The sequence below is a fragment of the Rhodothermales bacterium genome, from assembly GCA_017643395.1.
Classification (GTDB): domain Bacteria; phylum Bacteroidota; class Rhodothermia; order Rhodothermales; family UBA10348; genus JABDJZ01.
The window spans coordinates 107,870-119,088 of record JAEPNP010000004.1 but is presented as its reverse complement, the minus strand read 5'-3'; the positions used below and the strand labels follow the sequence as shown (position 1 = coordinate 119,088).

The window sequence follows — 11,219 nt, the reverse complement described above, 5'->3', positions numbered from 1 at the left end:
CCATGGAGCTACCCGTTCTGGACCCCGCCATCGGTTACGTCAACCGTCCGGTAGACCGGTCCCTCGATCTGTTCGAGGAGATCGAGCGTCTGAAGCGCCAAAAGAACGCCATCCTGCTGGCCCACTACTACCAGGAGCCGGCCATCCAGGACATCGCCGACTATATCGGGGATTCGCTGGGTTTGTCCCGACAGGCGGCCGGCACGGACGCGGACATCATTGTCTTTGCGGGGGTTCACTTCATGGCCGAGACGGCCAAGATTCTGAGCCCGGAGAAGAAGGTGCTGCTGCCGGACCTGAATGCTGGATGTTCGCTTGCCGATGCCTGTCCTGCCGACGAATTCGCGGCGTTCAAGGCGCAGCACCCCGACCACATTGTGGTCTCATACATCAACTGCACGGCTGCGACCAAGGCCCTCAGCGACATCATCTGCACGTCCTCGAACGCGGAGCACATCATTCGCCAGATTCCGGAGGATCAGGGCATCATTTTCGCGCCCGACCGCAATCTGGGGCGCTTCCTGATCAAACAGACCGGTCGGGACATGGTGCTCTGGGACGGCGTGTGCATTGTGCACCAGACGTTCTCCGAGCAGAAGCTGGTGCGCCTGAAGGTGCGCTACCCCGATGCTCCCGTGCTGGCCCATCCGGAATGTGAGCCCGAAGTGCTGCGCCACGCCGACTTTGTGGGTTCGACCTCCCAGATCAGGCGATTTGCCACCGAGGATGCCCACGAGGCCTTTATCGTGGCGACCGAAGAAGGCATTCTGCACCAGATGCGGAAGGACAATCCTTCCAAGACCTTTATCGCGGCACCGCCGGAGAGTGGCTGCTCCTGCAATCAGTGCCCGCACATGCGGCTCAACACGATCGAGAAGCTCTACCTCTGCCTGGAGCACGAGGCTCCGGAGATCACCATGGATGAAGAGTTGCGCCTCCGTGCATTGGCTCCTATCGAGCGCATGCTGGAGATGAGCGCGGCCATTCGCTAGGATCGCCTAAAACGTGGCTCGCAGGCCCACGTAAGGCTCGAATCGCCGCTGCACCGAGTAGCGCGTTACGCCCTCGGACTCGAACAGCGGCGTGTACCCGTACCGTGCATCCACGCGCATCCAGAGCGGGCCCGTGAGACGGTAGTCCACGCGGAAGGACATCACGGACTGGAGGCCGACGTCATCAAGCAGGGAAAAGACGCTGCGCAGCCCACCGCGGTCCTCGCCGTACGCAAAGAGCAGGCGCTCACTGCGCAGAAACACCCGGAGATGAAATGTGGACCGCTGCGCTGCGCCGTAGTGCCGCCTGAAGGCGTACCACAGCTCGAACCGCTCGAAGAACATCAGTCGGAGCTCCGACAGCAGGTAGGTGGCAGCCGCGGCATCAGCCAGGGCCACGCCTTCCGTTTCGCCGATACCTTCTCCCGACGCGATCACTGCCAGAGGGTTGTGCACCTCATAGAAGCTGCCGAAGTAACCCGGGATAAACCGGTCCTCGGCGTACTGAAGCGCAAGGCGGACGTGGAATCGGGCCAGATCGATGAAATTCCGGGTGCCCAGATCGGCACCCACCATCATCCCGCGCCCGTAGCGCAGAAACTCCGCAGCGGAGACGAACGGCTCCAGGGTGAACCCGCCGGAGCGCGCGGCGATCACTCGCAGGTCTGCCTCTCGCGCCGTCGGCGCGTTCTCCGCGTCCAGCGAAAGCCGGCGATCCGCCGTCAGTCCCGCTCCCAGGGTGACCCGCCCCAGATACAGCTCGGCGCGGCCGGATACGAGCGCGTCCAGGCGCGCATCAGAGGCCATCGCCCGAATCCCCAGCAGGCGCCCGCTGAGCGCGGCTTCCAGACCCACAGACCGCTCGTCCCACGCGGCGCCTCCATGATAGAAGTCGACAAGCAGGCCCGATCCCATCCGGGTTCGAGTCGGCGTGCCGGCCCTCAGATAGGCGCCTTCCGTCTGCACCCGCGCATACGACAAAGCGCGCAGGGCATCGTATGGCTCGTCCGTTTCGGGCGCATAGCGTCCGTATATGCCGGCGCGAAAAGAACCATCAATCTCAGCCGCAGCTCTGCGCGAAACGAGTCGGGCGCGCAGCCGTGCGGCGCTACGCCACTGGGCACCTACCAGCGAAAGCCCGGACAACGCCTCGGCATGTGATGTGCGTGCCCACCACGCTGCCGCCGGCACCTCAAGCGGATCGTCGAGACTGCCGAACAGATGGGACTGAGCCTGTCCGGCAGGTGGCCGCAGCAGCAAGAGCAGGAGCGCTATGAGAGGGCAGACCCGGATCCCGGAAGATAGCCACCTGCTCCTGCCCCGGGGGACCCAACTGCGTCTGCGATTCGTTCTTCCGACGATGACCTCCTCCCAGCTGATTCCACTCTTTCCGCTCGGTCTGGTGCTCTATCCGAACGAGCTGCTTCCGCTGCACATATTTGAGCAGCGGTATCGGGACCTGGTGCGCGATTGTCTGAAGGCCGAGAGCGCTTTCGGCATTGTGCTCTTCCAGGAGGGCAAGATGTCCCGAATCGGTTGCACGGCGCGCATCAGGGAGGTTGTTCGACGCTACGAAGACGGTCGCATGGATATTGTGGTCGCGGGCGAGGGCAGATTTCGTGTCCTGGACATCAATCGGCAGCGGTCCTATCTCCAGGCAGATGCCGAGCCGGTCGTTGAGCGCACACCACCAGAGGACCTGCCGGGCCGGGAGCGCGTCATCACCCAGCACATCAAATTGCTCGAGCTGGCTGGCCGCACGCCCTCCCCGAGCGTATATCAGAACCGCGCAGAGCTCTCGTTCTTCATTGCTCTGAATGCGGGCCTGTCGCTGGATCAGAAACAGGTGATGCTCGAACTCGGGGATGAGGAGGCTCGCATTGCCTTCCTCATCAAGCACATGTCGGAGTTCATTCCGCGCGTGGAAGAGGCAGAAACACTGCGTCGAAAGATCTCCTCAAACGGACATTTTCCAGACTTTCCCCCCGACGCATGAGTGCACCCAGCTATGAGGCGCGTGCCGTGGAGGCCGGCCGATTCGGCCTGGACGGCGGCGCCATGTTCGGCATCGTTCCCCGACCTCTCTGGAGCAGGAAAACGCAGCCGGATGATGCCGGGCGCATTCCGCTGTCCACGCGCTGCCTGCTTCTGCAGGGGGAGGGTCGGCTGATCCTCATCGATGTGGGCATCGGAGACAAGTTTGACGCCAAGCACCGCGGCATCTACGCGATGGAGCAGGGCCCGTCGCTCGTTGACGGATTACGGGCGATGGGCGTTGCGCCTTCGGACGTCACCGATGTAGTGCTGACCCACCTGCACTTTGACCACTGCGGCGGGGCGACAACGTTCAGGGACGGGGCGTCCCGCGTGATTTTCGACCGCGCCGTGCATCATGTGCAGCGTGCACACTGGGAGTGGGCCCAGGCCGGCAATTCCCGGGAGCAGGCGTCGTTCCTTCCGGAAAACCTGCTACCGCTGGAAGCAGAAGGGCAGCTCAACCTGCTCGACGGCAATGTCGATCTGTTTCCCGGCATCTCCGTCGAGGCCGTGAACGGACATACCGAGGCGCAGCAGATTGTGCACATCGATGGAGCAGGGGATGAACACCTGGTCTACGTAGCGGACCTCATCCCGACTTCCGCGCATCTCCCGCCGGTATGGGGCATGGCCTACGACATCCGACCCATGGTCACGATCAGCGAAAAGGAGCAGTTTCTGGCTCGTGCGGCGGAAGGCGGGTGGCGCCTGTTCTTCGAGCACGACCCGTTTGTCGAAAGCGGAGTTGTGACGCAGGGTGGCCGCAAGCCCCAGCTCGACGATCTCGTGGAGGCGGGCTGAGCCCGGCGGCATAGTGTTTGATCGGAGAAGGACACCCCCGCCATCGAAGTCCCCAAGGCCTGTGTCTCGTCTCACCCGACTGCTGAACCGCCCCTCCTCCAGACTCGTTCGCGCCCTCCTGATTCCCCTGTCGGTCATCCAGATACTGGTGACCGTTTACCTGGTCATTCTGGCCAACAGAACCGCCGGCGAGCTGGCCTATGACCGTATGGACGGCATGGTGCAGGCGCTGGCCATGTCCGAGCCTCCAGCCAGCGGCGTGCTCACGCGCACGGCAGAGTGGGTGGAGGCCGACCGGCTGTGGATTGTCTCGGCCACAGGTCGCATCCTGGCGTCCAACCGGGGGGCGGAAGTAAACGGCCTGGTGGACGACATCTGGTGGCAAGACTTGCCGACGGATCAGCGACGTGTCAGGCGTAGCCAGACCTGGGGCGGGCGCAGGTATGTTCAGGTGGCCTACCACGACATCGAGCGTGGGGCGTGGGCCATGGCCATCGCCGATCTGGACAGTCCCATTTTTTCTGCAACGGCCCGCATTGCCGCGCTGCTGCTCTTCAGTCTCACGATCTGGCTGATCGTGGCCGGCACCGTGATAGCGGTGATTCGCCGAACGGTGGGCAGAGCGCTCGATGTCTCCGATCTCGTGGCCAGCCGGGCGCTGCGGGGTGAAGTCTCCGCGCCCGCATCCCTGGCGCGGCTGCGGCCCGCCATGGACGGGTTTGGGCCCGCAGGCATGGTGCTGCAGCTCGTCGAGCGCATGCAGGAGCGAGCCATCCGCGCCAACGAGGCCGAGAGCCGATTCAGCCTTGCCGTGGAACTGCTGCCCGGAATTGCCTACCTGGCCTCCTATGACGGTGCGCTGCTGTATGCCGGACCCCTGCTCAGGCAGCGCCTTGGTCCCGAGTCGCAGGTGGGGCGCTCCGTCGAGGACCTGCTGCCGGAACTCCCGCTGGCCCGCGTTCACACGGCTGCCGAGAAGTCCCGGACCCGTGGTGTCACCTTCGACAACTTGCCTGTCAGCGAGGCAGACGGCGAGCGTCCTGCCATGCGGGCCTCGATCCGCGCGGTAGCGTTCCGTGGTGTGCCCGCCTACATGGCGCACATCGAGGCCGTCAACGACGCCGGAGATTCGACGGCCATCGATCGCGAGGCGGAGGGGTTGGAACAGCAACTGCTGCAGGGCGCCCAGGAGATTATCATCGCCTTCGACGGCAATACCCGGACCCTGGTCTGGAACGCAGCTGCCGAGCGCTTCTGTCGCGCGGGCCTCGATGAGGTGCCGGATCTCAGATCGGCCGTGGATCATCTGTTCTCGACGGCCTCGGCGCAGGAGGCGTTCCACGATTGGATGGATGCGCGTCCCGAGCTGGAGCCCCTGGAGATAGAGTGCGCTTCCGCCGAAGGGAGCGTATATCGCGTGCGTTGGACAGCACGCGAACTGCGTCACCAGGGCCGCGTGGTCGGCGGAGCCCTGTTTGGTATCGCCTCGCCCATGCCTGATCCAGACCGGCCGGCGCGCCGCGTATCGCTCGCACGCCGACGGTATCTGTTTCGCAACCGGACGGCAGAAACGCAGCCGAGTGAAACCGGGGAGGAGACGGAAACGGACGAAGGCTTGCACGTAGATTGACGGCAACGAACACCTGATCCGTGACTGACTCCGAATTCCTGCGCCGCGTGAAAGCCGAACTGGGCCGCGCATACCACGACATCAGCAATCCGCTCGCCATCGTGCAGGGAAACCTCGAGCTCATCGCCGAGCTCCGCAAGGCCGGAGCACCGCCCGAGGAACTGCTGGACTCCATCGACGACGCCCACGCAGCATTGGCCGGATTTCATCAGCCCATGCAGCATTTGATGACCATCCGCCGACTGATCGACGAGCGATTGGAGAACGGCCCTGAATGAGCGCATCCGTTCGCCTGAACGGAGGAACCAACCGCGCAGCCTCTGCTAGAACCGGCCGCGTTGAATCCCGAACCAGCAGGAATCGCGCGTATTATCTGATGCCCGCCAGCGTCATCGCTACGAACCAGCAGCCTATAGCACGAACGGATACGAATTTCGGCAGCCCGGGTCTCCGGAAGCCCGCCGAACTACGTCTGGACCTCAACCTCCCGATCCGTCTCGTGCTGCGTACGGCCGTTTTTTTTCTGGTAGCCCTGTGGGCCATGGCCCCGATTCCGGCGCAGGCCCAGCAGGCCTCGTCGGAAGTGGTCTGGCTGTCGGATTCCGAACTGGAGGTGCGGTTTTCCATGACCTGGCCGCGCACGCTGCGCGAGACGGTGGATTCGCTCGAGGTCCAGGTGATGGGACGGCATGATCTGGCGCGCATCGCCGGGGGCATGCTGGAGGTCACGGAGCTCGTGGATCTGCCGTCGCTGACGCCGCCATCCGTGCGCGTGACCGGAGCGGGATTCGACGAGATCCGGCTCCCTGCGGGCCCCGAGGCTCTTGCAGGTCCTTCCACCGAAGCGCGTGTCGAGGCCCCGGGCATGTATCGCAAGCGTGCCGTGGCGTCCGTGATCGGACCGGCCGCGACCTATGACCCTGGCACCGGAACCGTACGTCGCTACCATTCGCTCGCCATTCGCGTAACGGGCGTGCAGCAACCGTCCGCGCGGGTCACGGGCGGCATCTCGAATCCTCATCTGCAGATCACCCGCAGCGTACTGGCCGATGGCACGGTCTATCGCATCCCGATCACGGAGGAGGGCATCTACCGCATCGATCGTGCCCTGCTTTCGGCGATCGGACTCAACCCGGATCAGATCGAGCCGAACAACCTGCAGATCTTCGGCAATGGAGGCGCACCGGTGCCGGCCCTGAACAGCGATCCCCGCATTGCGGATCTGGCCGAAAATCCGGTACTGGTGCGCGGCGGAGGGGACGGCCGGTTCGATTCGGGCGATGTGCTCCTGTTTTATGCCGCCGGTCCGATTTCCTGGTCCTGGGATGCCTCCGGATGGCAGCACACGGTGCATCCATACTCTGTCGAGAATGCCTATTTCCTGAAAGTCGGCTCCGGTCCTGGTGCCCGCATCAGCACGGCTCCGTTCGTATCCGCCGGCAACATGCCGGTGCTTTCCTCAGTCACGGGTCGTCACGTCGTCGATTTTGAGGAGCAGATCTGGAGCAGGGACCACGAATCCGGTTCTGACTGGATGAGCAACGCCATTCGGGCGCAGGGGACCCGTCGGCTGCTGGACAACGTGACGCCTCCGGGCCTGCAAGCGGGAGAGGTCGTGTATCGCGCACGCTCGGCGATAGCGTCCAATCCGCGAGCGATGCTCAACTATGAGTCCGGGGGCCAGGTCATCGCGCAGCAGCTGGCTCCCTCCATTATTGTGGACCGCTCGGAGCAGCCCGCCGCTTCGCCGGCCACGACTACGTTCACGCACTCGCTGTCAGCCGGGAGGGCTCTGGACCTGACGGTGCGCCTGTTGGATCAGATCAACGAGCCGCAGGCCGCCATTGACTACGTGCAGGCGTTCTATCCGCAGGCGCTCGATGGCAGCACCGGCTACCTGCGAGTCGCCGCACCGGACGATGTCACCGGGCCCCATGTGCTGGAGTTCTCGGGCTTTTCGGGTCGTCCGTTCATCTGGGATGTGACCGATCCCCGCCTTATCCGAGAGCTCGGCCAGGAGGATTTTGTGGGCGTCAACCACGTGCGCATCGATCGGTCCGAGGGCGAGCGGCCACGCGAATTGGTCGCGTTTGTGGAGTCCGCGGCGCGTCCACTGCAGGCCGAACTGATCGCCGGCGTGCCCAATCAGAATCTGCACGGACTTACCGGATTCCCGGGCCTGGCCATCGTGACCCCTCCCGAATTCCTCGAGGCGGCCGAAGAGCTGGCGGAGATGCGTCGTGCGGACGGGCTGGAGGTGGTCGTTGCTCAGACGGCCCACATTTACAACGAGTTTTCCGGAGGCATCCCGGACATGCGGGCGGTGCGGGACTATTTCCGTTTCCTGTATGACCGCGGACCAACCGAGGACCAGACGCTGCGCTACGGCCTGCTGTTTGGTGACGGACACTACGACTTCCGTGGTCTGGCGACCCGTGAGGGGTCGCTGGAGAACTGGGTCTTCCCGTTTGAGACGGAGGAGTCGTTGAATACGGACGCCACATACTCCAGTGACGACTACTTCGGCCTGCTGTCGCCGAACGAGGGGATCTGGCGATACACCACGTACTTCGCCTCGTCGTTCGAGCGCGTGGACATCGGCGTGGGTCGACTGCCGGCGCAATCGCTGGCCGAAGCCCGCATGCTGGTTGACAAAATCCGCCGCTATGAGTCCCCGGAAACGTTCGGATCCTGGCGCACTGAGTACGTATTCGTGGCAGATGACGGACCGACCGGACAGACTGGTCAGCAGGACGATGCCGACCTGCACGTGCAGAACGTGGATCAGGTAGCCGAACTCATTCGCGGGGGGCTCTATCCAGAGATCAACGTGCGCAAGGTGTATGCGGAGAGCTTCGACCGCGTCTTTCTGAATGGTTTCCGGATTCCGGACGCCAAGGAGGAGATCAACGCTGCGCTCAACCGCGGCACGCTCCTGTTCAACTACAGTGGCCACGGCGGGCCGGAGGGCCTGGCGCAGGAAGAGATCTTCACCAAGGAAGACGCAATCGCCCTGACCAACAAGGACAAGCTGGCCGTTTTCGTGACCGCCACGTGCTCGTTTGGTTGGTGGGACTTGCAGAACGACCAGTCAGGGGCTGAGGCGCTGCTGCTGAATCCTGAGGGTGGCGCCGTGGCGCTGCTTACCACGGTGCGCCTGGTCTACACCAGCGGAGATACCACATCGCTGAACGCGGGCCTGAACCGCGCCCTCAACATCGAACTCTTCCGAGAGGCCGAGGATGGACTGCCGAGGCGACTGGGCGATGCGCTCCAGCTGACCAAGAACACGCCGGTCGGCCTCCAGGGCAACAGCCGCAAGTTCAACCTGCTTGGTGACCCCTCCATGCGCCTGGGCCTGCCGACGCGGCAGGTGGCTGTGGAGCGACTGAACGGTACGGAGCTGGCCACAACCGACGGGCGTCTGCGCGCTCTGGACCGGGTGACCGTGGAAGGGTCGGTGCTCGACGCTTTCGGCGCGCCGGACCCCACGTTTGACGGTTTAGTGCAGGTAACGGTGTTCGATGCCGAACGCAACGTGCCGCTCGTCAAGCAGCGCCGCATGCCGCGCCCGTACTACGAGATCCGCGAGGACCTGATCTGGCGCGGTCAGGTGACTGCCACGCAAGGCCGATGGAGCGCCACGTTTGTGGTGCCGAAGGACATCTCGTACAGCAATCTTGCCGGTCGCATTTCCACCTACGCGCGGTCGGCCACCGAACACGGCATCGGCTTTACGGAGCGCCTGCTGGTCGGGGGCACATCGGACAACCCGCCAAATGACGCGGCCGGGCCTTCCATGCGCCTGTTCCTGAACGACACGACGTTTACGGCCGGCTCCACGACGCCGGCAGACACCGAACTGATCGTCAGGCTCTACGACGAAAGCGGCATCAATACCGTCGGGGCCGGAGTAGGGCACGAAGTACTGCTGGTCGTCAACGGAGACGAGTCCGGTGCCGAAGACATCAGCGCGGCATTTGAGAGTGCTCCGGATTCGTACCAGGAGGGCGAGATCCGCTGGCCGCTCGAGCTTGAGGGCGAAGGTCCGGGCCGCCTTTCAGTGCGTGCCTGGGACGTACTCAACAATTCCGCAACGGCCGAACTCGACTTTGTGGTTCGGCAGGATGAGGTACTGCGCCTCGCCAACGTGTATAACTATCCCAACCCCATGAGCCGCCGTACGCGGTTTGTGTTTGAACACAACCAGGCGCCAGGCACGCCTGCTCGGGTTCGGGTTCGGATTTTTACCCTGAACGGTACGCCCATCAAGACAATCGCCGAAGAAACCGCCTTGCCGGGCGGTGTTCTCAACTCGGGACCGGTACAGATCTTGTGGGACGGAATGGACGACGACCTGGATCGCATTGCGACGGGGATCTACCTCTACCAGTTACGCGTGGAAGTGGATCAACCCGACGGAACGACCCAGACCTCCGAAGTCGTCGAGAAACTGGCCGTAATTCGCTAAGAGAGAGGAAACGCATCGAGCTTGATACGAACAGGCGACCCTGATCGCCTCGGCCACGTGAACAACCAGTCGATCCGAACGACATGTCCTTTTTGAAGCATACAGCAGCCAAACGCCCCTTTCCGGTGCGCCTGACGCTGCTTGCTGTAGCCCTCGTGCTTTCAGCCGGAGTTCTTGCCGGCACCGCTGCTGCCCAGGTGGGCGGATCCGCGGTGGTCTTCTTGAAAATCGAGCCTGACTCCCGTGCCGCGGGTATGGGTAACGCGGGCGTCGCACTCGCTGACAACGCCAGCGCAATTTTCTGGAATCCGGCCGGACTTGCCTTCCAGGAAGGCACCGAAGCCGCGATCACGCACTCGAACTGGCTGCCGGAGTTCAATGCCGGTCTGTTCTACGAGTACCTGACCGCCAAACATCATGTCCCGGGTTGGGGCACGTTCGGCGCCCATCTGACCTACCTGTTCCTTGGGGAGCATGAGGGTCGTGATGCGCAGAACAACCCGACCGGCACGTTCAAGTCGTATGACCTGGCGCTGGGCGCGTCGTACGGCGTGAAGCTCACCGAGCGATTTGGCCTCGGTACGAGCCTGCGCTTCATCTACTCCAACCTCGCCCCCGGGCAGGTGGTAGGTGCACAGGAGACCAAGGCCGGCGTATCCACGTCGTTCGACCTCGCAGGTCTCTACAGGACGCGCAAGTTCAACATGGGCAGCACCAAAGGTCAGCTGTCTCTCGGCTTCAACCTGGCCAACATGGGCCCGAAGATCCAGTATTCGGACAACGATCAAGCGGACCCCATCCCGACCAATCTGCGCCTCGGTTACGCGTTCACCATGGACTTCGACGAGTACAACTCGCTGACCCTGGTGACGGACTTCAACAAGGACCTCATCCACTACTCGGATTCAGATTCCACCGGCCGGGAGGCGGATCCCTTCTACAAGGCCATCTTCAGTTCCTGGAGCCCGATCGAGGTCCAGACCAACGCACTGAATGAGTCGCAGGCCGAACTGGAAACGCTTGGCGTTCTCGACCAGATGACCATCGGTGCCGGTCTCGAGTACTGGTACAACAACCTGTTTGCCATTCGCGGCGGGTACTTCTACGAGAACCCGTACAACGGGAATCGGAAGTTCATGACGCTGGGCTCCGGCGTTCGATACAACATCATCGGTATCGACTTCTCCTACATCTATGCCCTCGAGGAGAACTCCCCGCTGGCAAATACAATGCGGTTCTCGCTGCTGATCAACTTCGGCCGGTAGGCCCGTTGCGTCTTCGACGTCCC

The 11,219-nt window shown here is 63.2% G+C and carries 8 protein-coding genes; 7 read left to right on the top strand and 1 reads right to left on the bottom strand.

Annotated elements, in window-relative coordinates:
- Window positions 1-2: 2 nt before the first annotated feature.
- Window positions 3-992: a quinolinate synthase NadA gene (gene nadA / locus JJ896_13155; GenBank protein ID MBO6780594.1), complete on the top strand. Its 990-nt coding sequence runs from the start codon at window positions 3-5 to the stop codon at window positions 990-992.
- Window positions 993-998: 6 nt separating this feature from the next.
- Here the strand turns inward: nadA and JJ896_13150 are convergent, their stop codons facing one another.
- A complete protein-coding gene (locus JJ896_13150; protein MBO6780593.1) occupies window positions 999-2,252 on the bottom strand; it encodes a hypothetical protein in 1,254 nt (417 codons plus the stop codon).
- A gap of 100 nt (window positions 2,253-2,352) precedes the next feature.
- Between JJ896_13150 and JJ896_13145 the strand changes: the two genes are divergently transcribed.
- The 6 genes from JJ896_13145 to porV all read left to right on the top strand — a co-directional run bounded on the left by JJ896_13145 (window position 2,353) and on the right by porV (window position 11,196).
- The gene (locus JJ896_13145) at window positions 2,353-2,988 is read left to right on the top strand and encodes an LON peptidase substrate-binding domain-containing protein (protein MBO6780592.1); all 636 of its coding nucleotides are present in this window, start codon (window positions 2,353-2,355) and stop codon (window positions 2,986-2,988) included.
- Entirely contained in the window at window positions 2,985-3,830 is an 846-nt protein-coding gene (locus tag JJ896_13140; protein ID MBO6780591.1) for an MBL fold metallo-hydrolase, read from the top strand. Before JJ896_13145 ends, JJ896_13140 begins: the two co-directional genes overlap by 4 nt.
- 61 nt (window positions 3,831-3,891) lie before the next feature.
- Window positions 3,892-5,460, top strand: coding sequence for a hypothetical protein (locus tag JJ896_13135; GenBank protein MBO6780590.1), 1,569 nt, complete (start codon window positions 3,892-3,894; stop codon window positions 5,458-5,460).
- A gap of 20 nt (window positions 5,461-5,480) precedes the next feature.
- The gene (locus JJ896_13130; GenBank protein ID MBO6780589.1) at window positions 5,481-5,738 is read left to right on the top strand and encodes a hypothetical protein; all 258 of its coding nucleotides are present in this window, start codon (window positions 5,481-5,483) and stop codon (window positions 5,736-5,738) included.
- 98 nt (window positions 5,739-5,836) lie between these two features.
- Window positions 5,837-9,931 (top strand): type IX secretion system sortase PorU, encoded by a 4,095-nt coding sequence (gene porU, locus JJ896_13125; protein MBO6780588.1) that lies wholly within the window; start codon window positions 5,837-5,839, stop codon window positions 9,929-9,931.
- Between the two features lie 83 nt (window positions 9,932-10,014).
- On the top strand, window positions 10,015-11,196 hold the full coding sequence (gene porV / locus JJ896_13120; GenBank protein ID MBO6780587.1) for a type IX secretion system outer membrane channel protein PorV: 1,182 nt from the start codon (window positions 10,015-10,017) through the stop codon (window positions 11,194-11,196).
- Window positions 11,197-11,219: the final 23 nt, after the last annotated feature.

Coding starts and splice junctions, on each gene's coding strand:
- nadA (MBO6780594.1), top strand. CDS start 3: ATGGAGCTACCCGTTCTGGACCCCGCCATCGGTTACGTCAACCGTCCG.
- JJ896_13145 (MBO6780592.1), top strand. CDS start 2,353: ATGACCTCCTCCCAGCTGATTCCACTCTTTCCGCTCGGTCTGGTGCTC.
- JJ896_13140 (MBO6780591.1), top strand. CDS start 2,985: ATGAGTGCACCCAGCTATGAGGCGCGTGCCGTGGAGGCCGGCCGATTC.
- porU (MBO6780588.1), top strand. CDS start 5,837: ATGCCCGCCAGCGTCATCGCTACGAACCAGCAGCCTATAGCACGAACG.
- porV (MBO6780587.1), top strand. CDS start 10,015: ATGTCCTTTTTGAAGCATACAGCAGCCAAACGCCCCTTTCCGGTGCGC.